The sequence below is a fragment of the Paenibacillus sp. TC-CSREp1 genome (genome assembly GCF_050171015.1).
In the GTDB taxonomy this organism is placed as follows: Bacteria; Bacillota; Bacilli; order Paenibacillales; family Paenibacillaceae; genus Paenibacillus; species Paenibacillus silvae.
Window position 1 is genome coordinate 316,369 of the sequence record NZ_JBNOKM010000004.1, and the last position, 26,675, is coordinate 343,043.

Genomic DNA, 26,675 nt, shown 5'->3' on the forward strand with positions numbered 1-26,675 from the left:
CCAGTCTGCTTTTTCATAAAAAAATCACTATTTCAGATCCATTCCCCAGGTATTATCATTAGCAATCAGGTAACAGAAAGGTTACATTTCTTGATCGAAAATTAAAAAAAAGCGTTACCGACACATCAGGTCGATAACGCTTTGATTCTAATGGAATATAAAAATCAATTAGAGAACTTTTGCAAGAAAATCACGTGTCCGTGGATGCTTGGGAGCGCCAAACACCTCATCAGGTGTACCTTCTTCAACAATAACTCCACCGTCCATGAACAGGATGCGGTCACCCACCTCACGCGCAAAGCCCATCTCATGTGTAACAATCACCATCGTCATGCCACCTTCGGCCAGTCGTTTCATAACTTCCAGCACCTCTCCAACCATCTCAGGGTCCAGAGCTGATGTAGGCTCATCAAACAGCATTACATGCGGCTGCATAGCCAGTGCTCTTGCAATTGCAATCCGCTGCTTTTGTCCACCAGACAGCTGATTGGGATACACATCTTTTTTGTCAGCCAAACCGACCGTCTTTAGAAGATCCTCGGCGATTTTGTTGGCCTCCTCCGTCGATTGTTTCTTCACCTTAATCGGAGCAATCGTGATGTTTTGCAGCACCGTTTTATGTGGGAACAGATTAAAATGCTGGAACACCATGCCCATCTTTTCACGAGTTGCGTTGATATTGTGCTTGGGGTCAGTAATCGATACACCCTCAAATTCAATCTGGCCTGAGGTTGGCTGCTCCAGCAGGTTCAGACAGCGCAGAAACGTACTTTTCCCTGAACCGGAAGGACCGATTACCACAACAACCTCACCTTTGGCGATGGTTACGTCAATTCCCTTCAGTACATCATTTTTTCCATAAGATTTGTGTAATTGTCTAACGTCTATCACTTGCACCCAACTTCCTTTCCAATCGACCCAGCAGCTTGGACAAAATAAATGTCATTACAAAATAAATCGCTGCCGCAATAAGGAATGGATTCATTCCCTGGTACGTAATGTTTTTGACTACACTTGCCTGATACATAATATCCACCATACCGATGACCGAGATAATGGAAGATTCTTTAATGATGGTCACAAACTCGTTACCGATCGCCGGCAACACGGCTTTGAAGGCCTGTGGCAAAATAATATAACGCATCGCAGCGCCTCTGCCCATACCAAGTGAGCGGGCTGCCTCCAATTGACCACGGTCCACGCCTTGAATCCCTGCACGGAAAATCTCTGCAAGATACGCACCACTGTTAATGGAAAGTGTCATAATACCTGCTTGAAGCGCCGAGAAGTTAATGCCAAAAGTCAAGGAAACACCATAATAAATAATCATGAGCTGCACCAGCATTGGCGTACCCCGAATGACTTCAACATAAGCTGTACCGATCCAGCGCAATACTGCCATATTATGAAGACGGAAGAGACAGATAATCAGACCGATGATCACCCCGAACAATACACCCAATGCCGATAACAGCAGCGTATAACCGATACCTGTTGCATAGAAGCTTTTATACTGCCAGAATACTTCAAAAATATTTTGTGATTTGTTGACTCTGTCAGCCATCAGGAGACTTGCATCCGTCACCATCTGGTTGATTTTATCTTCGCTTTTCAGTCGCTCCAGCGTTTGGTTCACTGCGGTCAGCAGCTCTGTGTTGCCTTTGCGAATCCCGATTGCTGCCTCAACCTGTTCCTCGTCCGGAACCGCCGGGGCAAGACCAATCATATCATCGAGATATCCGGCAGCTACGGTATCCTCCACAATCGCCGCATCCACACGTTTCGTTTGCAGCTGAAGCACGATGTCGGAGATTTTATCCAGGGAAGTCAGCTTCGCACCTGGAATCTTCTGTCCAATCGTTTCCTGGATGGAGCCCTTTTGTACACCGATTTTTGCGTTTTCCAGCGCCTTCATATCCGGGTATTTGTCTTTGTCAACATTACGGACCATAATGACTTGCTTTGATTTATAATATGATTCCGAGAAATCAATGCTTTTTTTGCGCTCATCTGTCGGTGTCATACCTGAGATGACCAGATCCACACGACCACTTTGCAGCGCAGGCAGGAGTCCGTCAAAGCCCATATCCTCGATGACAAGTTCTGCTCCCAGATCCTTGGCAATTTCTTTGGCAATCGCAATATCAAAGCCAACGATTTCATCTTTACCATTAATTACTTTGTGAAATTCATAGGGTGCAAAATCGGCACTCGTCCCGAGCACCAGCTTCTTGCCGCCTGAGCTGTTGGTAGTTCCGCTCGCCAGCGCCGCAGGTGCAGCCGCCGTCAGAAAAAGAAGAAACGTCAACAGCATTACGGTATAACGACTTATTAATTTCAACCTTGTTCTCCCCTTACAATGCTATAATTACTTTTACGTACTGATTCGTCAGTCAATGTGTTGATGACTGAGTCATTATAAAGTACAATGCATGATTATGCAATGCATTTTCGAGATGAATTTTGATGTGTTTCTGAAAACAACATTGCAAATATGTTATGATTACAAGACAATTTTCATTTTACCAAAGGAGTTTACCTATGACATCAGATAAAACCCGAATATTTAACGTGATTGATCAATATGCTTCCCGTTTCAAAGACATTTCATCATATATTGGAGCACATCCTGAACTTGGAAATGAAGAATATTTGGCCTCTGCCCGTCTGAAGGAAGAATTGTCCTATCATGGATTTGAAGTACAGGCGCCGGTGCTTGGACTGGAGACTGCCTTCATCGGAACTTACACTGCTAGCAAACCCGGCCCTACGATTGCGCTGCTCTGTGAGTACGACGCCTTGCCTGAGATCGGCCATGCCTGTGGTCACCATCTGATCTGCATGATGAGCCTCGGTGCAGCTGTCGGCTTGAAAGCTGTTCTTGACGAATTGGGCGGCACAATTAAGGTTTTTGGTACACCTGCGGAGGAAACACGTGGAGCGAAGGTTCCAATGGCGGAAGCCGGTTTATTTGATACATGTGATGTAGCCCTGATGGCCCATCCGTTCTATGCGTATGAAAAATCAGGCAGCTCCCTTGCGATTGATGCGGTGCAATTCGAGTTTCACGGAAAAGCTTCCCACGCTGCTGCCAGCCCGCATGAAGGTATCAATGCACTGGATGCCGTCATTCAAACCTTTAACGGAATTAACGCGTTCCGTCAGCAGGTCAAAAGCACTGTTCGCATTCATGGCATTATTAACAGCGGCGGACAAGCGGCAAACATCATCCCGGATTATGCCTCCGCTCAGTTTTACGTTCGCGCTGCTACCCGCAAAGAATTAAACGTGTTAACCGAGCGTGTCATTCAAATTGCACAAGGAGCCGCTCTCCAGACAGGTTGCAGGCTCGTAACATCCAATTATGAAACGTCTTATGATGAGATGGTAACCAATGAAACCTTTTCTAACGCGTTCAGCCATAATTTGATTGAGCTTGGCATTCCGCAGGAAGAGATTATCAGCGGAAACGATCATGGCTCGATGGATATTGGCAACGTATCGCTGCGCTGTCCAGCCATCCACCCGTACATCAAGGTGGTGGACGAAGTACACACGCTGCACTCGATCGAATTCCGTGATCTCGCCCTGCAAGAACGTGCCCTTGATGGCATGATTCTTGGCGCCAAAGCACTCGCCGGAACTGCGTTTGACGTCATCAGCCAACCTGAGCTGCTGCAAGCTGTTCGCGCAGAATTCGAGCAGGCCGTTCGATAAGAAACCACCTCACTTAAAATCAGTGTTAGCTTGAAATGCACAGACAAGAATTATTTAATTCACAGCTGTTCTCATTTCAAGCTGACTCTTTTCAATTTTTACCATTTCAACTTCATCAAACAGCACACTATCTCACTCTAAACATGCTGTTAAATGGAAAAACCGCAGTTTCAACACTGCGGCAATACTAAGCTCTCTGAGTAGAAACAAGACAAGCCCAACGAGATGATCTAAACCTGAATACGACGGTAAATTTCCATGTATTCCTCTGCTGACACATCCCAGCTGTACTCTCCACCCATTGCATTTTTAACAATCTTCTTCCAGTGATCCGGCTTACGATAGAACTCCTCTGCACGGCGTATGGTGTTCATCATGTCGTGGGCATTGAAATTCGTAAAGGAAAAGCCGTTCCCTTCCCCGGTAAACTCATTATAGGCCTGCACTGTATCGTTTAGTCCTCCAGTTTCCCTTACCAGCGGTACACTGCCATAACGCAGTGCCAGCAGCTGGCTGATTCCACATGGCTCGAACTTTGATGGCATCAGGAAAATATCACTGCCTGCGTAGAAGCGGCGAGACAAACCATCGTTAAACGTAATTTGCGCTGACATTTTGAGAGGATACCGATTGGCCGCTTCCCGGAACCAATGCTCGTATGCTTCATCACCAGTCCCCAGCACCGCAAATTGAATATCATCATAATAAAGCAGTTCATCCAGCACGCGACATACGAGATCCAAACCCTTTGAATCCACAAGTCTTGTCACCATCACCATCAGAGGAGCATCCGGGCGAACGGGAAGTCCCAACTCCTTTTGCAGCTCGATTTTATTTTCAACCTTTTTGGACAGGCTCGTTCTATATTTAACAGCAATTTTATTATCCATTGCCGGATTATAATTTTTGGTATCAATCCCGTTCACTATGCCGCTAAAGCGGTCTCCCAATGAGCTGAGCAGTCCATCAAGACCGTATCCGTAATGTGAAGTCTGTACCTCTCTTGCGTATGTCGGGCTTACGGTAGTCACATGATCCGAGAACACTATGCCTGCTTTTAGAAAATTCACATTTCCGTAATACTCGGCACCATCCATCGTGAAATAACGGTCATCCAGCTCCATAATCTCACTAAACAATTCGTGCGGGAACACACCTTGATACAGCAAATTATGTATAGTGAACACCGTTCGCATCTCACTATAGAACGAATCATGGGCATAATGTGCCTTCAAAAGCAGAGGGATCATGCCCGCATGCCAGTCATGCGTGTGCAGAACATCTGGCTTGAAATCGAGCTGCGGCAGCACCTCCAGCACAGCACGATTAAAAAATGCAAACCGCTCACCATCATCCATATATCCATAAACCCCGTCCCTTGCAAAATAATACTCATTATCTACAAAGTAGACCGGAATTCCATCATGCTCCAACATTTCAATCCCGCAATAAGGTCTGCGCCATCCCAGTGGAATATCCGTTACAAGCACAGGTTTCATCGCCTGTTTGTATTCGTCAGGAATACCTTTGTACTTCGGCAGAATCACACGTACATCTGCTCCATTTTTTTTCAAGGCCTGAGGCAGAGCACCAATGACATCGGCCAGTCCTCCTGTTTTGATAAACGGATGTGCCTCCGCTGCGGCAAATAAAATGTTCATGCTTTTGTCCCCCTTTTTGGCTTAAGCGTGCTGTCCTCTGGGCCATATAAATTGAACTAAAGATTTTACACAATCCACTCCGATGACAGAACAACCTTCCAATCGCTGTTATCACCAGATTTTTTGGATTCCCTTTTCCAAAGGGGAAAATCCGGTGATAAAGGCGACCGCTACGCTTTTACAGGTTTTTTCTATCCTCTCCGTTAACGTGTAAATAAATAGTTCAACTTATATAGCTTTCACTTTGGTCTTTTTCTCTTTTTTTGCTATATTTTTTTTCGATTTCACGGAAGCGCTACCTTCAGCGCTGGGCTCCGTTTTCCGACGTGTCATCTTCTTTAAAATGACAACGCTGAGCGGCGGCAAATCCAGTTCCAGGCTGTGTCCATGCCCGTGAAAAGGAATCTTTTGCGTAGGCAACTGCATATTATTAGTTATCCCTGAACCACCGTAATCGATATGATCACTGTTCAGAACTTCGGTATACATACCGGGACGCATGACGCCAATCCGGTAACGCTCCCTTTTGACAGGCTGGAAATTAATGAGCACCAGGAGTGTATCCGCAGGTTTTTTTCCTTTGCGTACGTATGAAATGACACTTTGGCCCTGATCATCCGGAGTGATCCATTCATAACCGTCAAAGGAATGATCAAGCTCCCACAAAGCTTTTTCACGGATGTACAGATTAGACAGCTCCCGTGCAAACCTGTGCAGGCTGCGGTGACTGTCATAATCGAGCAAAAACCAGTCCAGTTGATCCTCATCTTTCCATTCGATGAACTGGCCGAACTCTCCGCCCATGAATAACAGCTTTTTGCCCGGGAATGTCATGAAATAACCGAGAAACGCGCGCATACCCGCGAATTTCTGCTCATAACTTCCTGGCATTTTGTTCAGAAGTGACTTTTTACCATGCACCACCTCGTCATGAGACAGAGGAAGCACATAATTTTCAGAAAAGGAGTATACAACCGGGAATGTCAGCAAATGATGTTTGGAAGCACGTTCATGAAAGTCAGATTCCATGTAGTCCAGCGTATCGTTCATCCAGCCCATGTTCCACTTATAGTTAAAACCCAGACCGCCTTTGTCCACCGGCATCGTAACCATCGGCCATGCACTGGATTCTTCAGCCATCATTAGTGCATAGGGGAAATATTCAAAAACCGTAGTATTTAATTGCTGTAGAAAGGCTACCGCTTCCTTGTTTTCTAGGCCGCCTTCATCATTGGTACGATACTGACCGGGCTGCTTTTCAAAATCAAGTCTCAGCATACTTGTTACCGCATCTACCCGAAGTCCGTCAAAATGATACATTTCCAGCCAATACAATGCATTGGAGATGAGGAATGAACGAACCTCCGGTTTGGAATAATCAAAGCTGAGTGTGCCCCATCCCGGCTTCTCGGCTAACATCGGATCTGCGTATTCATACAGCGGTGTTCCGTCGAACAGACGCAGACCATGAGCATCCTTGGCAAAATGAGCAGGCACCCAATCCAGCAATACGCCGATACCCGCCTGATGTAAAGTATCCACCAGATACATCAGATCTTTTGGATGCCCATAACGGCTGGTTGGCGCGTAAAACCCGGTGTTTTGGTATCCCCATGACAGATCATACGGATGTTCACTGAGCGGCATCATTTCGACATGAGTGTAATTCATCTCCTGTAAATAAGGAACGAGCAAGTCTGCCATCTCACGATAGCTGTATAAACTTCCATCGTCTTTCCGCTTCCAGGTGCCCAAATGCATTTCATAAATATGTAAAGGCTTATTGAAGATCGTGCGCTGCTTGCGTCTCCACGCACCGTCATTCCATTTGTAGCCTTGGATCGAACTTGTAACAGATGCCGTTTGAGGGCGAACCTCGGCCTGAAATGCATAAGGGTCGGCTTTGAGCATTTCGGTGCCGTCTTCCGTTAAAATGCGAAATTTGTATAAAGTACCTTCTTCAATTCCCGGAAAAAAACGACTCCAAAATCCTGATTCGGGTATCTTATATAATGGTTCCATTTCACCCTTCCACCCATTACGGTCCATAGCCAGTCCAACTTCTACGGCATTTGGTGCCCACACGGTAAAGCGGAACCCTTGACGGTGATCGCGAGTCTCAGGCTGCGCGCCCAACATTCGATAACTGTGATGAAGATTACCTTCATGAAATAAATAAATATGCTCCGGCAAAATATCCGGATGTGTCAGCGGTTGAATAGCCAAGAGATCACCTTCTTTTCTCCAGAAAATAGATATAACGCTAACCATTACCCCATTTTAGCCAAGTTGAAAAGAAAAATGCGTTATTTAAAAAAATGATGTAGTTTTTCAGAATTTTTACAATAACAATAGTTTCACAAGCCCTGCTTTCGTTTACTAATGTACTACAATGCACAAATATTTTGGGAGGGAAACGATCATGTTTAATAAAGATTGCATCGCTATGCTGTTGGCGGGAGGAGAAGGAAAGCGATTAGCTCCTTTAACCTCGAGAATTGCAAAACCCGCTGTACCGTTTGGCGGGCACTACCGTATCATCGATTTTCCTCTCAGTAACTGCGTTAACTCAGGAATCGACACTGTAGGAGTTCTGACGCAGTACCAAGCGGAATCGTTGCACGAACACATTGGTCAAGGAGAGCCATGGTCACATGGTGATTCAAAAAAGACCGGAATCTCCTTGCTTCCATCTTATCATACAGGAAATGACGAATACTTGGGAACTGCGGATGCCATATTTAAAAATATGGATTATATTGACCAGCAAAACCCCGAAAATGTGCTGATTTTGTCGGGTGATCACATATATCATATGAACTATCGCGAGATGCTTGAGGCACACCAGGCTAACAACGCTGCTGCGACGATTTCCGTTATGGAAGTGCCTTGGAACGAAGCTCATCGTTTTGGCATTATGGCCGCAGATGAAAATCTGCGCGTAACCGAATTTGCCGAGAAACCTGCTGAACCGAAAAGCAACCTCGCTTCGATGGGCATTTACATGTTTAATTGGCAATATTTGAAACGGCATCTGCTTGAAGATGCTGCGAACCCAAACTCGAGTCATGATTTTGGTAAAGATGTCATCCCGCAGATGTTAAATGAAACAAACTCTCTTTATGTATACAACTTTAATGGATATTGGAAAGATGTTGGCACGGTGAAAAGTCTTTGGGATGCACATATGGATCTGCTGTACAACGAGGAGAACTGGAGCCTGCAGAGAGAAGACTGGCCGATGTTTACCCGCGAATGGCGCTCTAAACCGAGTGCAATCAAAGCAAGACAGCCACAAACGGAGCATATCTCCTCTATGGTTCACGACTCCTGTGCCATTGAAGGCCGTGCAGAACGCTCCGTCATCTTCTGTGGTGCAGAAGTCGGCAAAGGCTCCGAAGTGCTTGACAGTGTTATTATGCCAAATGCACGCGTAGGCCGCGGCGTTCATATTGAACGTGCCATTATCGGTGAAGGAGCCATCATCAAGGACGGTGCCATTGTTAAAGGTACAGCTGACGAAATTGTCGTTGTTGGACCAAATGAAGTCGTAACACCTAAACCAGCTGTTCGCACACAGCCGGTGCGTATACTAAAAGAAGTTTACGAAAAAAGTGGTCGTCTCCGTACAGGTGGATTATCCTCATAATGTATGAACTTGGGATTTTCAGGATTTAAACATAAATAACAACATAAGAACATGCGATATGATAAGAAGGCGAGCCATGACGGCTCGCCTTTCGTTTTTAACTATATCATCCTGGTAAGTGAGATTCACCCACATTGATCATTTCTTCTCTTGATCAGACGAATCTTGAGCTGAACGCTGCTGCTCCGACTGAGCAAGAGCATTGCCCGATTCAGGCTTCACTTCAGGCTCTGTACTTATCATACCTTGTTCAGCCAGCGAATTCTCCTCGATAAGCATAGGCAAAGTTACCGTAACTGTTGTACCTGATCCCAGCTCACTTTGAATCGTAATGGTACCCTCATGAAGCTCCACTAGCTCTTGTGTGATGGCAAGCCCAAGCCCGGTTCCACCATTTTGATGGTTGACCTGGAAAAAGCGATCTCTTACCTTGATCAAATGCTCCTCGCTAATACCGATACCCGTATCCTGAACGGAAGCAACAATCTGCCCGTTCTCCTCTTTGACAGACAGAAAGATCCAGGAATTCTCATGCGAGAACTTGATCGCATTGTCCACGATATTCAGAAAGACCTGTTTCAGACGATTCCCGTCACCATACACATTGTAGGCACGCGTCTCATCCGTCTCCAGCTTCAGATGAACCTGCTTTTGTTCTGCTTTGGCCCAAACATTCAGCATTGTCTCCTGTACAATCTCACGGATATTCACTGTACCTTTAACCAGCTTCATCTGATTTTGCTGCAGCTTGGAGAAATCAAGCATTTCCTCCACTAGCCCAATCAACCGCTCGGTTTCCTTGGCGATGATTCCCATACCAATGCGTGTTTCTTCCGGGTCATACCCGCCCGAGTCGAGTGTCTCACTCCATCCCTTGATACTGGTCAGCGGCGTTCGCAGTTCATGCGATATGGAGGAAATAAAGTCATCCTTGATCTGGTTACTGCGCACAATCTCATGGGCCATGAAATTCAGCGTTGAAGCAAGTTCGCCGAGTTCGTGTTTGTAATTGCCCTTGACTCGCACATCCAGCCGTCCTTTCGCCATCTGTGCGGATACCGCTGTAATGCTGTTGATTGGACGTACAATCGAGTTAGCCATACCTATACTGATAATTAACACGATGGCAAGTACGCCAACACCGACCGCAATAGCCAGCAGTCCCATGACGAGCAGCTTCGAGTTGACGGATTCTAGAGAGGTCAGATAACGTACAATGTACGTGTTCTCCCCGCCCAGATCGAATTTGTTAGCCACAGCCATGACCGATTCACCCGTATTCGGCTGCCTGCCGATCCAGCGTCCCATATCACCGTTCAGCGCCTGCATAATATCACTTGTCTGCAGCACTGCCCGATCTGATTCAAATGCTGTCGAACTTGCTAACACCCGCCCGTTCAGATCGAGAATCTCCAGCTCGGTGTTGTCCAAAGCAAGGCGAACGAGCAATCTGGACAAATTGTTATTGCCGTCCTCTCCATTGCTCGCTCTGGCTATCGGCTCAAGAAAGTCTCTGTTGTTGGTGATGTGGGTGCTAATCGTATTGTAGATACTCTCGTAATAAAACCGCTGCACGGCCAGCATGAATACAAATTCAACCAGTACGAGTGCGAGAAATACTACAATAAAATAATGCAGCACAATCTGCCGCGTAATACCTTTTTTTATCATTGATCCCGGCCCTTCCATTTGTACCCGTGACCCCATACAGTTTGCAGGTATTCAGGCTCGGAAGGATTGTTCTCGATTTTTTGACGCAAACGACGGATGTTAACATCCACAATTTTAGGATCACCCATGTACTCTTTGCCCCATACGTGATCCAGCAGCAGATCCCGGCTCAGCGGCGTATTTTCTTTTTCAAGGAAAAACTGTATTAAAGAGAACTCTGTAGGCGTCAGCTCGATCGCTTCATTATTCTTTTTAAACTGTTTGGAGATTAGATCGAGAGAGAACGGTCCGGATTGGAACGTTACCTTGGCGGCGGTTTCGCGATGCACGTTGACCCGGCGCAGCAAGGATTGAATACGTGCAATCAGTTCGGTCGGACTGAACGGTTTGCTTACGTGATCATCTGCCCCGACTGACAGAGCGTATACTTTATCCTGCTCCTGAACCTTTGCCGTCAGAAAAATAATGCCAAGCCGTTCGTTCGTTTCACGAATGCGTCTGCATACTTCAAACCCGTCAATTCCCGGCACCATAACGTCCAGCAGCGCCAGATCAATATCCGGGACGGATTGTAGAATGCGAAGCGCTTCATGCCCATCCCCGGCTTCCAGGACTTCAAATCCGTTTCTTTTCAAGTTAATTACGATAAAACTACGGATGGATTCTTCATCCTCAAGAATAAGTACTTTACTCATTAAGTTCTTCCTTTCTATTCAGCTGAGAAGTTTTACTTAATGCATCCTTGCCCGCCTCCGCTTGTGCAACACGTGATGCAATTACCCGATCTTTCGTTCGCGTAATTTCCTTCCAGCTTTTCCCCTTTTCAAGATCCCACTGTGAAAATGTAAAATATTTGACCTCGGCCACGGTTTCATCCGTTTTGATCATTTTGAACCGGATATATTTTTCCTTCTCCGATTTGGTGTCAATTGTGATCTTGCCGTACCATTCCGGCTTCAGGTTAAGATGGAACAGGTCTGCATCATCCCGGAACTGGAACGACACAAACTTCTTGCCTTCTTTGCCATCCCACTGGTAGAACGTATAGAACCACATGCGTGAATCAAACACGTAATGCTCCCAGCCCTTTGGTGTTTCTTTTAATCCAAACTCAATAATACCATCATTATTCACATCACCGCTTAAAATTTTGTCATCTCTGTACGTTTGATCCGGTGATTTAAAAGCGCTGACGAGTTTGTTGTCCTGAACATACATAATTTGTGTGAAGGAACTGCGATCATCGAGGTCTGCATCCAGCACGATGCCCATTTTTCCGTCAGTAATCTCGCCGCCAAGCGCATTGTATACTTCTTTGACCGTATAGTCCGTAACAACCTTGTCTATTTCCTTAAAGCTGTCGTCCTGATACTGGTACAAAGCAATCGTGGCGAATCCATTGGCATTTAACGAAACAACAACAAAATCACTTTTGCCGTCCCCGCTTAAATCAAGCGCATCGCCCTGCATATCATCAATAATCACCTGATTATACGGCACACCACCCAGTACCTGCTCCAGTACGCCTCCCTTATACGAATAAGCCGTCAAAGCTTTCTGATCCTGCAGGCTGACTCCCACCACGATGTCCGGATTACCATCATTCGTAATATCCATTACCTTAAACGATTCCAGTTCGTTACCTGGTACATCAAACGTCAGTTTTTTGACCCAGGAGCCTCCCTGCTCCTCCAAAATCATGCCATGGATACGCACATTTTCATTCGGCGTCTCATAGAAAACACTCGCCTCACGAATACCGTCGCCATTCAGGTCCTCGACACGAATCATGCTCGTGTTGCTCATGTCCTTAGGACGAATCAGCTTGCTTTCGGGCGGAGTTTCCTTTTGCACAATATTATACAGCTTCTCTTTGTCCGTAGACATCATCGGCGGCTTCATCAGAAGCTTGGGGTCGCTAATTACCGTACAGCCGCTCAGCACCGCTCCAAGCAGAACAGCCATTGAACCTGCTGCTATGCAGCGCCCCCAACGCGAATTAAGCAATCTCATCACTCTTTTCATTATATCGGTTAAATCTGATTTTTTTCCTGCTGTGTCAATCTGCGTCCGCGTATATCAAACACAATCCGGCCTTCCGCAATGCCCCAGATTCGTGAAGCATGCTTCTCTGCGAGTTCAATCGGAAGCACGGTAATTATGGTTGCTCGTTCCTCTTCACATAATTTGCGCAAAGTCTCCAGTACGGCGTCAGCGGTGTGGGGATCAAGACCGATGACCGGTTCATCCGCCAGAACAACCTTGGCCCCGTGTGCAAGAGCACGTGCAATGGCAACACGCTGTTTCTCGCCGCCGCTCATCTTCTCGGCAGTCTGATGAGCCTTGTCCAAGAGACCAAGGCCTTCGAGATGATCCATCGCTCCCATGTAGTCGTCTGAACGCACCATGCCTGTTGCCATCCTCCATAACGGAGTCTGACCAAAACGTCCAATAAGTACGTTTTTAAGCGCCGTTTTTCTCGGATACAACTGCGGGTTCTGCTCCAAGTATGCCCATTCTCTTCTGATTTTCTGTTTACCGGACCAGCCCTCTTTCAAAATATCGATGCCATCGACCGTGAAACTGCCGGAATCCCACTTTTCTTTCATCGCCAAACATTTCAGCAGCATGCTTTTGCCGCTCCCGCTGGAGCCGACCACCGCAATCATCTCTCCTTGCTGCATATCAAAACGAATATCACGCAGGATGGGAATACGATCCACTCCAACGGATTTACTCAAGTTCTCCACTCTGATCATCGCGATGTCTCCTCTTGTCCATGTTTTTCCCTGCTACTAGTGTACTCGGAAATGGACATCAATTTCCATGCGAACACCCGCTTCTATTTTAACACAAATTCCGCTTCACGTTTACGCCGAAATAATACACCCGTGATGCCAAAAATGATATAAAGGCAACCAAGCATCGTAAACATGCTGCCAGGGGACACCCAATTAATCAGTTGCCCCCCCAGATTGGGGCCAACGATGCTTCCGATCGTAAAATGAAATGAGGCGACTACATTTGCTGCAGGCAGCAAGGCTTTCGGCAAAATATCTGCGGCATACGCCAGACCGAGAGAGAAAAAGGAACCGACAAGCCCGCCCGCAATGAGCATGAGTATCAGCGTTAACCAAAAATGCGTGCCTACAAGAGGAACTAGCATAAACGCAAGGCCTCCTCCTATACCAGCTGTCATCAGAACATGTTTTCGACCATATCGGTCACTTAACATGCCAAGCGGAAGCTGAAGAAACAATCCCCCGATCCCTATAAAAGGAAGCAGGGAAGCAATCTCGTTTGCATCATATCCGATTCGGAGCCCATACACCGGGAAATTGCTGTTCATGCCAGCCTCCATATAACCGTATAATAGTGCCGGCAGCAAGGCATACCATGCCCAGGCGAAGCTGCGGCGAAAACGCCGTTCCGGCAAATGACCATGCTCTGCTTTTTCTGGCCTGGTATCTGGCAGCTTCAGCATGACCAGAACAAGCACTGCGGCCATACCTGCAAACAGCACCAGAAACGGAACAGCATCACCGAACGTGAGCAGTTTAATTCCTAGCGGGCCGATACTGAAGCCCAGTCCATAAGACATACCGTATAGCGATATGTACCGCCCCCGCTTCTCAGGTGCCGTGACCAGTAGCACCCATAGCTGGGCAGCATAATGCAAAGCACTATCTCCAATGCCAACAATCAGGCGAAGCACAAACCATATTTTCAGTCCAGGAAAGTAAGGAAACAACAGTAAAGGCAGCATGACCAAAATCAAACCGCCAACAATCAGCTTTTTAAATCCCAATGCCCCAAGCAGACGCTCGGCAGCCAGTGTCATGGCAAAGGAGCCCACATAGAGCGCTGCAGCATTTAGCCCATTCACCCCGGGAGAAACGCCCTGCTGCTCCAGGAAAATGGATAGCACAGGCAGCAACAGCCCTTGGCTGACTCCTGCTGCAACAATAACAGTAATCAGGATCAAATAGTTTAATGTGGAAGGTGATATTTTAGATTTGAATAGGGATGTCACAATAATTTATTCCTCCTGCAAGCGCAAACAAAGAAAAATCGCCATCGCTGACGATCTTTAGTCTGTCTTTATATAGGTGTATACTTTAACGATTGTGAAGCGATATAATCCCGAACTTGAACATTATAGTGGACAACGCCCTGCAAAACAAGCCATAATAGTACATAAGTCGCTGTGTATATCTAGATGTGACGGGAGGATTCTGCATCATTATGGCTTATCACGTTAAAATTGATGTCTCACCGATATATGAGATGCTTAACAGCTTTCTGGTCTATGTTACTAAGAAATGGATTCAGCATCTGGACATTGGTCCTGAATGGATTCAGGACGTTGAAGGCAAGCTAAGCTCCAATGTGAGAGCCGCACTTGCACCAGCCGCAACGTGGCCCTTTGACGATTTCGATGTTCTGTTTGCATGGGCAGCTTATCAGAATACAACCTCGGAGAACCAGGACTTTCTGAATATGCTCTCCGAACTTTCAGCAGAAGAATTGTTTGCACGCGTATCTCCTTTAATGCCTGAGCTTACAATAGAAGAATCCACGCGTATTCGGAACAGCTATGTCCCATTATTGCGACTATGGGATCAGCATTACTGCAAGAATATAAGCGAGGATTATCGTGTATGGCTTGAAGAAGACGCTGAAGAAAAACGTATTTTGCTTGAAAAGATGGGGCCTGAATTATTAATTGAATACGCCACAGCAGGTGTAATTGTTGAACCGATGCCCGGACTTAACGAAGTTATTCTGTTCCCGACTGTGCATAACCGTCCAATTAACATGTACTGCTTCTATGAAGGCATGATGATTATACAGTATCCTGTAGATACACCCGAGGAAAGCGAAGACGAGCCGCCAACATGTTTGCTTCGATTCACGCATGCGTTGGCAGATCCCGAAAGACTTCGCCTGTTAAGATATGTATCGGACGAACCGAAGTCGCTTGCAGAGATGTGTGAAGAGCTTGGCAAAGATGAAGATCCAGTGAAAGATCAGGTCATGGCCCTTCGTATTGCCGGTCTGCTGCGTACGCATCTGCTTGGAAGCAATCGTAAAGAAAAATACAGCATTCGGCCAGACGGCGTATCTGAATTAAATATGTTTCTGGAATCCTATATTCGCATCTGAATGATGTGAGCAATAGAAGTTTGCCGGCTGTAAGGAGTGAGTAACTATGGCTTTAATTAAACAACATATTTTGTTTGATCTCGATGATACCCTTGTGTATTGTAATAAATACTTTAATCTGGTTCTGGGAGAGTTCTTTGAGAACATGATGCAATGGTTTGATGGACATCCCCTGACCACGCAGCAGATTCGGGAGAAGCAGCTTGAAATAGACGTGACTGGTGTAAACAAGGTCGGGTTCGCAAGCCACCATTTTCCGCAGTCCCTGATTGATACGTATCGTTACTTTTCCAAAAAGTATGCCCGGCCTACTTCAACCAAAGAAGAAACATACCTGAGCAAGCTGGGCATGAGTGTATACACACAGGAAGTTGAACCTTACCCCCATATGGTAGAAACGTTAGAAGACCTGAAGTCCGCTGGACATTCGCTCTATCTTTACACTGGCGGGGAAACGGTGATTCAGCAGCGTAAAATTGATCAGATGAAACTTTCTATTTACTTTGATGACCGTATTTACATTCGTCAGCACAAAAATATCGAAGCACTGGAGGGCATTCTCGCGAGCGGCCCGTTTGACCGGCGTGCAACCTGGATGATCGGCAACTCGCTTCGCACAGACATCATGCCTGCCGTGAACGCCGGAATTCACAGCATCTATATCAAACAGCCCAATGAATGGCAGTATAATATCGTGGAGCTGCAGCCCAACCCGGAAACCTCCATGTATACGATCACTGCGCTGGAAGAGGTCCCTAAAGTAATTCATGAAAATATAGAACAGCAGCAGAAGCAAAGAACCCATGGATAATGAGTCCTGCAAATGACAAGAAACCCTGCTTCCTGGCGAATGCATCCTTTGTTTAGGACATTTCACCGGTAACACGGGTTTCTTTTTCATTGTGTATACGGACAGGATTTTCAGATTTTCAGGATTTTTTAGGTTTCCTGCTTCTCCCCTGATAACTCGCCTGTCGCAGCATTCTTCAAAATGATACGTGCCTTCACCGTGCTGCCGTCCTTGCGTTTGAACGAGAGCACCTGCGTGCTGCCCTTCTCCACTAACGACTTTAACATGCTGCTTGTAATCTTTTTACCCGCATATTCTTTCCAGATGACAAACGTACAGCCTTCTTTGAAACGAGAGCACCCGTACCCCTTCTTGCCCTCAATGATCTGCCCGCTGCAGCCGGGAGAAGGACATGAAGCAAGCACCTCTCTCACACCTGATTGCGGTGAAGCGCTTGTTCGCACAGCCGTTTGTGTACTTGAGCTTGTATTGGCTGCGGAAGCTTTCCTTGAACCGGCACGATTAGTGGAGGTGTTTCCTGCCAGTGACTTGCGAGCTGAAGTCCCTTTACCCTTGCCCTTACCTCCACGTGTATCTTCACCAAAAGCATTGGCCGCAGCCGGAGTCTGAACACGTACCTTCTCAATAATGGACAACGTAAATTTTTTGACGTTTTCCATGAACTTGTCCTGTCCTGCCTCACCTTTGGAAATCTGGTGCAATCGGCGTTCCCACTGCCCGGTCATCTCAGGGGAAGTCAGCAAATCTACACCTGCACGACGAATCAGCTCGATGGCTGTCCGTCCTTTCAGAGTCAACTGCATCTTTTTCCCCTGCATCGTGATATAACCTACATTTTTGAGTCGCTCAATCGTTGCGGCACGTGTCGCCGGGGTACCCAGACCGCTGTCTTTCATCGCATCCCGCAGCTCTTCATTCTCGATCTGTTTGCCTGCGCTCTCCATTGCCTTGAGCAGCGTTCCCTCTGTGTAACTTTTGGGCGGCTGGGTTGCTTTCTCTTTAAACTCACTCTTTGTACAATGAACAGGCAAGTCAGGCTGTACCGCAAACGCTTTGTCGGTCCATTCCTCGGCTTCCTCTTCTTCATTGCCGTTTTTTTTGCTTTTTTTCTTGCCCGAAGCCCCTTGCTCCGAATCATTGGAACCCAGTACGACTTTCCAGCCAAGCGACAACAGCTCTTTGACAGACGTTTTGAACTCATGCTTTTCAACTACCGTCAGCACGGTATGCTGCTTGTACTCCGCTGGGGGATAGAAATGAGACAAAAAACGTCGCACAATCAGATCGTAAATGTTCTGTTCATCCTTGGACAGCGTTCCTGGCCGTTTCAACGTTGGCAGAATCGCATGGTGATCCTCCACCTTGGTCGGATTACATACCCCTTTATTGTTCTTGTGCACCAGCTCAGGCTTTGCACCCAATGCCAGCTCGCTGTAGGTTCCATTTTTGAGCAGCTGCAGCGTTTTGTGCATGCCTTCAATGTTCTGCTCCGTCACATAGTTGGAATTGGTACGCGGATACGAAATGACTTTATGTTTTTCATATAACGCCTGCGCGATATCCAGTGTTTTTTTGGCCCCGTAACCATACTTCGCATTCGCCTCCCGCTGCAAAAGAGTAAGGTCATACAGCCGATACGGATACTCCTTCGTTTGTTTGGCTTCATATTTCGCGATGTGCCCTGTCTTGCCCTTCACACTGACTGCTATGGCCTCTGCGGCTTCCGCATCCGTCAGCTTGTCGCCTTGACGTACCCCCCGATACTCGACACCCTCCTGTCGAAACCAGGCTGCTACTTCATAGAACGTCTGTGATTGAAAAGCCTCAATCTCGATCTCCCGATCATAGATCAGCGCGAGCACGGGTGTCTGCACACGGCCTACAGACAAAAGAGCATTATGCCTTGTCGTGAACGCCCTGGAGGCATTCATGCCAATCAGCCAGTCCGCTTCACTTCGCGCACGCGCTGCATGTGTCAGATTTTCAAATTCAGACGCATCTTTAAGCCCATCAAATCCACGCCGGATGCTCTCGGCCGTCAAGTCCGATATCCATAAACGTTTGACAGGCTGGCGCAGCTTCAACTGCTGCTGAATGAGGGCAAAAATATACTGCCCTTCCCGCCCGGCATCACATGCATTCACGATAGACGAAGCCCGCTTTGCGAGTTCTCCGATCGTTTTAAGCTGATCCTTTGTCCGTGGATTGGGCACAATTTTAAATTGCTCCGGGATGATCGGCAGGTCTGCAATGTTCCAGCGCTTGTACTTCGAATCATAGGCATCCGGTTCAGCCAATCCGAGCAAATGCCCAATTGCCCAGGTGATGATATAATGCTCACCTTCCAGATATGTTCGATTATTTTTGGCTTTTGGTTCTATGACGGCGGCAATGGTTCGACCCATGTCGGGTTTCTCCGCGATAACCAGTGTCTTCATCCGTCCATCTCTCCTCCTTCACCGCCATGTATGACGGCAAAAAGGGGCCTTCCGCCGACGGAAGCCCCTTGCTTCTGAAACATATTATATCAGATTTTGGATTCAAGAGCACCTACCGGAAATGAATTATCCAGCCGCTTGCTCATCTACCTTATGCTTTTCTCTGCATTCTTTGCAGACTCCCTGAAAATCAAGCCGATGATCTGTGACCGCAAATCCATACTGGCGCAGCACCTGCTGCTCCAGTTTCAGCAGTCCATCTTCCATAATTTCCTCTACACTTCCACATTCGGTACAGATCAGATGGTGATGATGATGAGAGCCGTCTGTGCTGCGCAGGTCGAAACGAGCCGCTCCATCCCCAAAATTAATTTTCTCAACAACCTGAAGGTCGCTCAGCAGCTCCAGTGTTCGATAGACGGTTGCAAGCCCGATCTCCGGGAACTTCTCCTTGACCAGCAAAAATACTTCCTCTGCGCTGAAATGATCCTTCTCATGTTCAAGCAGCACACGTACTGTCACTTCACGCTGTTGCGTTAACTTATAACCTTTATCAACCAATTGATTTTTAATTTGATGAATTTGCTCTGTAATGGACTTGTCCCGATTACCTGCCATGCGGGTGCACCTCCGTTAATAATTCTACCTTATTTTACTTAAACGTATGTTCTTAGATATACTCACATTTTTATCATGGTCATGTTTCACACTACACATTATCTTATTTATAATAATTATAATCTAATAATAAGTCTTTATTTTGTAAAAAGCAATGCTTTCAATCACACTTTCACAACAAATACGGCAACGATTGCGGTGTAATACAATGAACAACAAACAGCCCCCGCATCTGCGAGGGCTGATCTTTTATGCAATATGCTATTTGCTTTGACTTCTTAATAAACAGTAATAATAACAGCTCATTTATGCAGCAGTATTAAGCAAGCACCGTTGCACCCATCAAATATTTATCAACTTCACGAGCTGCTTCACGGCCTTCATTGATTGCCCATACGACCAGACTTTGACCACGGCGCATATCACCCGCTGCAAATACTTTGTCCACATTGGTGTTGTATTTGCCATAACGTGCTTTAACGTTTGTACGACGATCTGTTTCCAGTCCAAGCTGCTCAACCAGCGTTTGTTCCGGTCCATCGAAACCAATTGCAATCATGGCCATTTGAGCAGGAAATACACGCTCTGTACCCGGGATTGGCTGGTAGATTTTGCGGCCAGTCTCATCAACAATACGCTCGATTTGAATCGTGTGCAGCTCTTTGAGATTGCCCTCATCATCACCCACAAATTTTGTAGTCATGATCGAGAACTCACGCGGGTCTTGACCAAACAAAGCTTTTGCTTCTTCTTGTGCATAGTCAAGCGTATACACGTTAGGGAATTGCGGCCAAGGGTTGTTGATACGATCACGCTCCATTGGTGCTTGCGTGTGTGTACCAAATTGCGTAATGGTACGGCAGCCATGACGAAGCGAGGTTGCAACACAGTCAGAACCTGTGTCCCCGCCACCGATTACAATCACATCTTTATCCTTCGCTGAAATATAATTGCCATCTTCCAGGTTGGAGTCCAGATAACTCTTGATGCTGCCATTCAAGAAGTCCATGGCGTAATGTACGCCCTTCAGAGTAGAGCCTTCGATGTTAAATTCACGTGGTTTGGTTGCTCCGCCACACAGAACCACTGCATCATATTCATCAACAAGCTGTTGAGCGGGAATATCTTTTCCGATCTCGGTATTCGTAATAAACTGAATGCCTTCCGCTTCCAGCAAATCTACGCGACGCTGTACCACTTTTTTATCCAGCTTCATCGTTGGAATTCCGTACATCAGCAATCCGCCGACACGGTCCGAACGTTCATATACGGTTACCGAATGTCCGGCTTTGTTCAATTGAGCTGCTGTTGCAAGTCCCGCTGGACCTGAACCAACCACAGCTACTCGCTTGCCTGTGCGTTTCTCCGGCGGCTGTGGAACTACCCAGCCCTCTTCGAATCCTTTTTCGATAATCGCTTCTTCAATCGTTTTAATGGTTACAGGTTGACCAATGAGTCCGACTGTACAAGATCCTTCACAAGGAGCTGGACAGATGCGTCCTGTAAATTCCGGGAAATTGTTCGTTTTGTGAAGGCGTTCAAGCGCTTCTTTCCACAAACCACGATAGACGAGATTGTTCCACTCTGGAATCAGGTTATGAACTGGGCATCCCGACGTCCCGCCAATCATATCTATACCTGTATGACAATACGGGGTACCACAATCCATACATCGTGCACCTTGTGTTCTGAGCTCTTCCTCAGCCATATGTTTATGAAACTCTTCCCAATCCTTGATGCGCTCCGCTGGCTCTCGATCGGCAGGGAGCTGCCGTTTGTATTCCATAAATCCAGTAGGTGTAGACATCTTACGTTTCCCCCATCCGTTCTTGTCTTAATCCCTTCATGCGCATGGCTCTATATGAAATGGATTACTCGTTTACCTGAGTTTTTGTCTATTGTATCACAAAATCTACTCAAAGATATTTCAATTATAGTAGCATTTATGGCAATGAATATTAAATGGATTATCCGCATAATTATTTGTATTTTATTCATGATAGCGTTCAAATCAACATATGGTCAATAGCAGAAATTTGGTTTTAAAACGCAAGATGCCCTTCGTAATAACCGATAGTTTCAGAGATAATTCTTAATAATGTTATATAAATGTAAGATAAATTACCATTAAAATCAATAGTTTTGGAAAAAATAACTCTGATACCGAATTAGAGTCATGATTTAAAGCTTTACAATGTTGACTCACACTGTTTTTACACTTTTTAACCAAAACTCAATCCGGCCAAATGTATATTATGCAAAACCATCCAGTTCAGGTGTCATATTAATGTCATATCATAATGCTGCTTCAATTTTAACTATCCATGAAAAATAAAAAGGCACCGTTCACGAAAAATTCGCAAGTCGATGCCTCTTGTTCTATTGTATTCTCACTCGAATCACACGATACGCTTCACACCTGTTGTTTACGCTCGTAAAATTCAAACGTGAAGGGATAGACGTTTTTCTCATCCTGCTCGCCTTCAATCTGCTCCTTCAATTCCCATTCCGACCAATTTACTTCAGGAAAGAAGGTATCGCCCTCAAATTGTGCGTGAATTTTGGTCACGACCAGACGGTCGGCAAACGGTAAGAACTCCCGATACACCTGAGAACCACCGATAACACAGAGCTGCTCGCCCCGTGCAGCAGCAAGCCCCTCTTCAATCGTATGTACGATCTCCGCTTGATCTGCTTTGTAATTCAAGTCCCGGGTCACAACAATATTACGACGCTGGGGAAGCGGCTTGCCGCCAAAGGACTCCCATGTATTCCGCCCCATAATAATTGTTTTGTTAATCGTCTGCTGTTTGAAGAACGCCATATCTTTCGGCAATCGCCAGGGAAGCGAATTGTTAAGCCCGATAACACCGTTCTCTCCCATAGCCCATACAAGTTCAATACTCAACAAACGTGCCTCCTTCCGTTGAATGAAAATAAGTAAAGGTTGAACAAAAGATTTTACACCATCCACTCCGATGACAGAACAATCTGGAGAGCAGCGGTTATCCCCAGATTTTTTCGATTCCCTTTTCTTTAGGGGAAAATGCCGCCTGTTATACCGCTATTGGTGCTTTGATGCCCGGGTGGTGCTGATAGTTTTCGAACTCGAAATCTTCAAACTTGTAGTCAAAAATGGAATCTGGCTTCCGCTTGATAATCAGCTTGGGCAGGGCAAAGGGCTCTCGCTCCAGCTGGGTTTTCACCTGCTCCACATGATTGGAATAGATATGCACATCTCCACCGGACCAGATAAACTCACCAACCTCAAGGTCACACTGCTGAGCAATCATATGTGTCAGAAGCGCATAACTGGCAATGTTAAAGGGAAGTCCAAGGAATGTATCGACAGATCGCATCGTCAGCATACAGGATAACTTACCCTCAGCTACGTAAAATTGAAACGCAAAATGACAAGGCGGCAATTTCATATTGTTGATCTCGGCCACATTCCATGCGCTTACCAGATGACGGCGGGAATCCGGATTATTTTTAATGGAATCCACCACAGCTGCTATCTGATCTATTTTTTCCCCATTGGGCGCTTCCCATGTACGCCACTGTGAGCCATACACCGGGCCAAGATCACCGTTCTCATCGGCCCAATCATCCCAGATCTTCACACCGTTTTCCTTCAGATAAGCGATATTTGTATCACCGCTCAAGAACCACAGCAGCTCATGGATGACCGATTTCAGGTGAATTCGCTTGGTCGTCACCAGCGGGAATCCTTCGGACAAGTCATAACGGAGCTGTCTGCCAAACACGGATTGCGTGCCTGTTCCAGTACGATCCCCTTTATGCACGCCGTTATCCAGTATATCTTGTAATAAATCGAGATAGTTTTTCATGTTGGTATCTCCTCGCATCTCTATATATGTTGCTCACTAATAACCAAATGGGCTACAGACATTTCAGGTCTGATCATTTTAATAGTGTACCATAAATCCTTCACACTATGGCAAGAGACTTATAACCTCATCAAACTTGTACCAGAACACTGTAAAACCGTAATACCACGATACACACTTAACAAAAAAAAGACGAACAGCGCATCAGCGCTATTCGTCTCTTTCGGATGTACATATGATGCCGGACGAATCCGAGCTTTAGATGATCTTAACGGGAGATGATGTGGATCGGGTGACCCATTACCAGTTCCGCTGCTTCCATTACGATTTCGCCCAAAGTTGGGTGAGCGTGAATAGTAAGCGCCAGATCTTCCAAAGTTGCACCCATCTCGATTGCAAGACCAAGCTCAGCAATCAGGTTGGAAGCTTCCAGACCAACGATTTGGCAACCCAGTACAAGGCCGCTTTCTTCGTCAGCAACGATTTTCACGAAGCCTTCAGCATGGTTCAAAGATACCGCACGGCCGTTACCCGCATAAGGGAATTTGCCTGCTTTTACTTTGTAGCCTTTTTCTTTTGCTTCTTTTTCCGTGTAACCTACGCTGGAGCACTCAGGATCTGTGAACACAACAGCTGGCATACATTTGTAGTCAACTACAGATGGTTGTCCAGCGATTGCTTCAGCAGCCACTTTACCTTCGTAAGAAGCTTTGTGTGCCAGAGCCAGACCAGATACGATATCACCAATTGCGAAGATATGAGGAATGCTTGTGCGACCTTGGTGGTCAACTTTAACGAAACCACGCTCGTCAACGTCAACACCGATCATATCAAGACCCAGTTCTCCGTCTGTGTTAGGACGACGTCCTACAGTAACGAGCAGGTAATCTGCAGTTACTTCTTTGGACTCACCATTTACAGAATATTTAACAGTAACATCTTTATCTGTTTGCTCAGCGCTTTCCGCTTTTGCACCCGTTACGATTTCGATGCCTGTTTTCTTCATGTTTTTAGCAACAAGGCTAGTCATGTCTTTATCGAAACCTGGCAGTACAGTATCCAAACCTTCGATGATGGTTACTTTCGCACCGAATTTGGAGTACATTTGACCAAGCTCAGCACCGATGTAGCCACCGCCGATAACGATCAGGCTTTTTGGCACTTCAGGCAGGTTCAATGCTTCTGTCGAAGACAAGATGCGTCCGCCAAACGGGAAAGGTTTCAGTTCGATTGGACGGGAACCTGTTGCGATAATTGCATTTTTGAATTTGTAACGCGGGGATTCGTGATCGTTGAATACACGCGCTTCATTTTCGTTGATGAACATGCATTCACCGTTAAAAACTTCAACTTTGTTGCCTTTAAGCAAACCAGCTACGCCGCCAGTCATTTTCTTAACAACGCCGTTTTTGAATTCTTGCGTTTTCGCGAAGTCTACTTTTACGTTCTCAGCGGAGATACCGAAAGCATCGCCGTGAAGTGCAGACTCGTATTGGTGTGCAGCAGAGATCAGAGCTTTAGATGGGATACATCCGCGGTTCAAACATACGCCGCCCAGCTCGGATTTGTCTACGATCAATACGCTTTGGCCCAGTTGTGCAGCGCGGATGGCAGCTACATAGCCGCCAGGTCCCGCACCAATTACTAATGTGTCGATATTGAGAGAAGCGTCGCCTACTACCATATCTTACACCTCCATAACAAGCAGCTCAGGGTTAGCGAGCAGCTGTTTAATGTAATTCATAAAGTTTTGTGCTGTTGCGCCATCGATAATACGGTGGTCGAAGCTCAAGGACAGAGCCATTACAGGTGCTGCAACGATTTCTCCGTTTTTCACAACGGCTTTTTCGCTAATACGTCCTGTGCCCAAGATTGCAACTTCTGGGAAGTTGATGATTGGAGTGAAGAACATACCGCCAGCAGAACCTATGTTAGTGATGGAGATTGTGCTGCCTTTCATTTCATTAGGACCCAACTTGCCTTCGCGTCCACGAGCTGCCAGATCACGGATGGAATCAGCGATCATCCAGATGGATTTGCGATCAGCATCTTTGATTACAGGAACGATCAAGCCGTTGTCTGTATCTGTAGCGATACCGATGTTGTAGTATTTTTTGTATACAATTTCATTTGCTTCTTCATCGATCATTGCGTTCAAAGCAGGGAATTGACGGGAAGCCGCAACCAATGCTTTAACGATGAATGGCAAGTAAGTAACTTTTGTACCTTTTTTCTCTGCAATTGGTTTCATGCGCGTACGGAAAGCAACCAGCTCAGTTACATCCACTTCGTCCATGATTGTAACGTGCGGTGCAGTGTAAGCCGATTTAACCATCGCATTGGAGATTGCTTTACGGATACCTTTGAATGGTACGCGCTCTTCTTCAAGACGTTGATCAGCTGCTGCAGCTGCAGGTGCTGCGGATTTTTTCTCTTCTTGAGCCGGAGCTTCGGAAGATGCCGCTGCGGAAGAACCGCCACCGTTTTTGAAGGATTCCACATCTTCTTTGGTTACTTTACCGTTGTTGCCAGTTCCGTTAACCTGAGCGATGTCTACACCTTGCTCACGAGCAAATTTGCGAACGCTTGGCGTAGCCAGAACGTCTTTTGCAGGTACTGCAGGAACACTGTTGCTGCCACCTTCTTGCGCTGCATTGGAGCTGGAAGCTGCTGCAGAAGAACCGCTAGTATCAGCTCCGCCTTGTGCTGCGTCTTTCTCTTGTGCACCTTGGTCGCCAGCAGGAGCATCGTCTTGCTCAGGCAGTTCGCCTTCTGCATCGATTACCGCTACAACTTCACCAACGTGGCAAATTTGACCGTCTTTAGCGAAAACTTCAGTTACTGTGCCGTTAACCGGACAAGGAACTTCAACAACCGCTTTGTCGTTCTGTACTTCCATGATGATATCGTCGTCAGTTACTTTGTCCCCGACTTTGATGTGCATCTTGATGATTTCGCCTTCGTGAAGGCCTTCGCCCAGTTCAGGGAATTTATATTCAAATTTAGCCAACTGAAAAACCTCCTTGATTATTTGCTCAATCCTGAAAACAACCCTTAGCTCCAAAAACCAACTGTTACTGCGAGTGCAAATAA

At 46.3% G+C, this 26,675-nt stretch carries 20 protein-coding genes; 4 read left to right on the plus strand and 16 right to left on the minus strand.

The window, feature by feature from the left end:
- Positions 1–168 precede the first annotated feature (168 nt).
- Entirely contained in the window at positions 169–891 is a 723-nt protein-coding gene (locus tag ACQSGY_RS08030) for an amino acid ABC transporter ATP-binding protein (protein ID WP_427051453.1), read from the minus strand.
- Positions 878–2,314 carry an ABC transporter substrate-binding protein/permease gene (locus ACQSGY_RS08035; RefSeq protein WP_427051516.1) on the minus strand — a complete coding sequence of 479 codons (1,437 nt, stop codon included), beginning with the start codon at positions 2,312–2,314 and terminating at the stop codon, positions 878–880. Before ACQSGY_RS08035 ends, ACQSGY_RS08030 begins: the two co-directional genes overlap by 14 nt.
- A 227-nt stretch (positions 2,315–2,541) precedes the next feature.
- Here ACQSGY_RS08035 and ACQSGY_RS08040 point away from each other — a divergent pair, with 227 nt between their 5' ends.
- A complete protein-coding gene (locus tag ACQSGY_RS08040; RefSeq protein WP_427051454.1) occupies positions 2,542–3,717 on the plus strand; it encodes a M20 family metallopeptidase in 1,176 nt (391 codons plus the stop codon).
- A 230-nt stretch (positions 3,718–3,947) separates the two neighbouring features.
- Here ACQSGY_RS08040 and glgA read toward each other — a convergent pair whose 3' ends face one another.
- Both glgA and glgB read right to left on the minus strand, forming a co-directional pair.
- Positions 3,948–5,378, minus strand: coding sequence for a glycogen synthase GlgA (gene glgA, locus ACQSGY_RS08045; protein ID WP_427051455.1), 1,431 nt, complete (start codon positions 5,376–5,378; stop codon positions 3,948–3,950).
- Between the two features lie 228 nt (positions 5,379–5,606).
- On the minus strand, positions 5,607–7,604 hold the full coding sequence (glgB, locus tag ACQSGY_RS08050; RefSeq protein ID WP_427051456.1) for a 1,4-alpha-glucan branching protein GlgB: 1,998 nt from the start codon (positions 7,602–7,604) through the stop codon (positions 5,607–5,609).
- 196 nt (positions 7,605–7,800) lie between these two features.
- Here glgB and ACQSGY_RS08055 point away from each other — a divergent pair, with 196 nt between their 5' ends.
- Positions 7,801–9,027 carry a glucose-1-phosphate adenylyltransferase gene (locus ACQSGY_RS08055; protein ID WP_427051457.1) on the plus strand — a complete coding sequence of 409 codons (1,227 nt, stop codon included), beginning with the start codon at positions 7,801–7,803 and terminating at the stop codon, positions 9,025–9,027.
- Positions 9,028–9,165: 138 nt separating this feature from the next.
- On the opposite strand, the gene ACQSGY_RS08060 is transcribed toward ACQSGY_RS08055, so the two are convergent.
- The 5 genes from ACQSGY_RS08060 to ACQSGY_RS08080 form a co-directional block, all read right to left on the minus strand.
- Entirely contained in the window at positions 9,166–10,698 is a 1,533-nt protein-coding gene (locus ACQSGY_RS08060) for a sensor histidine kinase (protein WP_427051459.1), read from the minus strand.
- The gene (locus ACQSGY_RS08065; protein ID WP_090916668.1) at positions 10,695–11,393 is read right to left on the minus strand and encodes a response regulator transcription factor; all 699 of its coding nucleotides are present in this window, start codon (positions 11,391–11,393) and stop codon (positions 10,695–10,697) included. The genes ACQSGY_RS08060 and ACQSGY_RS08065 overlap by 4 nt, the downstream gene beginning before the upstream one ends.
- Positions 11,386–12,723 (minus strand): hypothetical protein, encoded by a 1,338-nt coding sequence (locus ACQSGY_RS08070; RefSeq protein WP_427051461.1) that lies wholly within the window; start codon positions 12,721–12,723, stop codon positions 11,386–11,388. The genes ACQSGY_RS08065 and ACQSGY_RS08070 overlap by 8 nt, the downstream gene beginning before the upstream one ends.
- A gap of 8 nt (positions 12,724–12,731) precedes the next feature.
- A complete protein-coding gene (locus ACQSGY_RS08075; RefSeq protein ID WP_145401876.1) occupies positions 12,732–13,457 on the minus strand; it encodes a phosphonate ABC transporter ATP-binding protein in 726 nt (241 codons plus the stop codon).
- A gap of 83 nt (positions 13,458–13,540) precedes the next feature.
- The gene (locus tag ACQSGY_RS08080) at positions 13,541–14,731 is read right to left on the minus strand and encodes an MFS transporter (protein WP_427051463.1); all 1,191 of its coding nucleotides are present in this window, start codon (positions 14,729–14,731) and stop codon (positions 13,541–13,543) included.
- Between the two features lie 212 nt (positions 14,732–14,943).
- Here ACQSGY_RS08080 and ACQSGY_RS08085 point away from each other — a divergent pair, with 212 nt between their 5' ends.
- Together ACQSGY_RS08085 and ACQSGY_RS08090 are read left to right on the plus strand one after the other, a co-directional pair.
- A complete protein-coding gene (locus tag ACQSGY_RS08085; protein WP_216514485.1) occupies positions 14,944–15,864 on the plus strand; it encodes an ArsR/SmtB family transcription factor in 921 nt (306 codons plus the stop codon).
- 46 nt (positions 15,865–15,910) lie between these two features.
- Positions 15,911–16,675 (plus strand): HAD family hydrolase, encoded by a 765-nt coding sequence (locus ACQSGY_RS08090; RefSeq protein WP_216514486.1) that lies wholly within the window; start codon positions 15,911–15,913, stop codon positions 16,673–16,675.
- Between the two features lie 128 nt (positions 16,676–16,803).
- On the opposite strand, the gene ACQSGY_RS08095 is transcribed toward ACQSGY_RS08090, so the two are convergent.
- The 7 genes from ACQSGY_RS08095 to ACQSGY_RS08125 all read right to left on the minus strand — a co-directional run bounded on the left by ACQSGY_RS08095 (position 16,804) and on the right by ACQSGY_RS08125 (position 26,592).
- A complete protein-coding gene (locus ACQSGY_RS08095; RefSeq protein ID WP_427051464.1) occupies positions 16,804–19,113 on the minus strand; it encodes a DNA topoisomerase 3 in 2,310 nt (769 codons plus the stop codon).
- Positions 19,114–19,239: 126 nt separating this feature from the next.
- On the minus strand, positions 19,240–19,731 hold the full coding sequence (locus ACQSGY_RS08100; RefSeq protein ID WP_427051465.1) for a Fur family transcriptional regulator: 492 nt from the start codon (positions 19,729–19,731) through the stop codon (positions 19,240–19,242).
- A 319-nt stretch (positions 19,732–20,050) separates the two neighbouring features.
- On the minus strand, positions 20,051–21,538 hold the full coding sequence (locus ACQSGY_RS08105; RefSeq protein ID WP_145401870.1) for a glutamate synthase subunit beta: 1,488 nt from the start codon (positions 21,536–21,538) through the stop codon (positions 20,051–20,053).
- A 606-nt stretch (positions 21,539–22,144) separates the two neighbouring features.
- Positions 22,145–22,639, minus strand: a complete 495-nt coding sequence (locus tag ACQSGY_RS08110) for a dihydrofolate reductase (protein ID WP_427051466.1) — start codon at positions 22,637–22,639, stop codon at positions 22,145–22,147.
- Positions 22,640–22,787: 148 nt separating this feature from the next.
- Positions 22,788–23,582, minus strand: a complete 795-nt coding sequence (gene thyA, locus ACQSGY_RS08115) for a thymidylate synthase (protein ID WP_145401866.1) — start codon at positions 23,580–23,582, stop codon at positions 22,788–22,790.
- Between the two features lie 268 nt (positions 23,583–23,850).
- Entirely contained in the window at positions 23,851–25,266 is a 1,416-nt protein-coding gene (lpdA, locus tag ACQSGY_RS08120; protein WP_111271696.1) for a dihydrolipoyl dehydrogenase, read from the minus strand.
- 3 nt (positions 25,267–25,269) lie between these two features.
- Positions 25,270–26,592 carry a dihydrolipoamide acetyltransferase family protein gene (locus tag ACQSGY_RS08125; protein WP_145401864.1) on the minus strand — a complete coding sequence of 441 codons (1,323 nt, stop codon included), beginning with the start codon at positions 26,590–26,592 and terminating at the stop codon, positions 25,270–25,272.
- Positions 26,593–26,675: the final 83 nt, after the last annotated feature.

Bases quoted from the DNA above. Each gene is read 5' to 3' on its own strand.
- ACQSGY_RS08035 (WP_427051516.1), bottom strand. From the start codon at position 2,314: ATGCTGTTGACGTTTCTTCTTTTTCTGACGGCGGCTGCACCTGCGGCG.
- ACQSGY_RS08040 (WP_427051454.1), top strand. From the start codon at position 2,542: ATGACATCAGATAAAACCCGAATATTTAACGTGATTGATCAATATGCT.
- glgA (WP_427051455.1), bottom strand. From the start codon at position 5,378: ATGAACATTTTATTTGCCGCAGCGGAGGCACATCCGTTTATCAAAACA.
- ACQSGY_RS08055 (WP_427051457.1), top strand. From the start codon at position 7,801: ATGTTTAATAAAGATTGCATCGCTATGCTGTTGGCGGGAGGAGAAGGA.
- ACQSGY_RS08060 (WP_427051459.1), bottom strand. From the start codon at position 10,698: ATGATAAAAAAAGGTATTACGCGGCAGATTGTGCTGCATTATTTTATT.
- ACQSGY_RS08065 (WP_090916668.1), bottom strand. From the start codon at position 11,393: ATGAGTAAAGTACTTATTCTTGAGGATGAAGAATCCATCCGTAGTTTT.
- ACQSGY_RS08070 (WP_427051461.1), bottom strand. From the start codon at position 12,723: ATGAAAAGAGTGATGAGATTGCTTAATTCGCGTTGGGGGCGCTGCATA.
- ACQSGY_RS08075 (WP_145401876.1), bottom strand. From the start codon at position 13,457: ATGATCAGAGTGGAGAACTTGAGTAAATCCGTTGGAGTGGATCGTATT.
- ACQSGY_RS08085 (WP_216514485.1), top strand. From the start codon at position 14,944: ATGGCTTATCACGTTAAAATTGATGTCTCACCGATATATGAGATGCTT.
- ACQSGY_RS08090 (WP_216514486.1), top strand. From the start codon at position 15,911: ATGGCTTTAATTAAACAACATATTTTGTTTGATCTCGATGATACCCTT.
- ACQSGY_RS08095 (WP_427051464.1), bottom strand. From the start codon at position 19,113: ATGAAGACACTGGTTATCGCGGAGAAACCCGACATGGGTCGAACCATT.
- ACQSGY_RS08100 (WP_427051465.1), bottom strand. From the start codon at position 19,731: ATGGCAGGTAATCGGGACAAGTCCATTACAGAGCAAATTCATCAAATT.
- ACQSGY_RS08105 (WP_145401870.1), bottom strand. From the start codon at position 21,538: ATGTCTACACCTACTGGATTTATGGAATACAAACGGCAGCTCCCTGCC.
- thyA (WP_145401866.1), bottom strand. From the start codon at position 23,582: ATGAAAAACTATCTCGATTTATTACAAGATATACTGGATAACGGCGTG.
- lpdA (WP_111271696.1), bottom strand. From the start codon at position 25,266: ATGGTAGTAGGCGACGCTTCTCTCAATATCGACACATTAGTAATTGGT.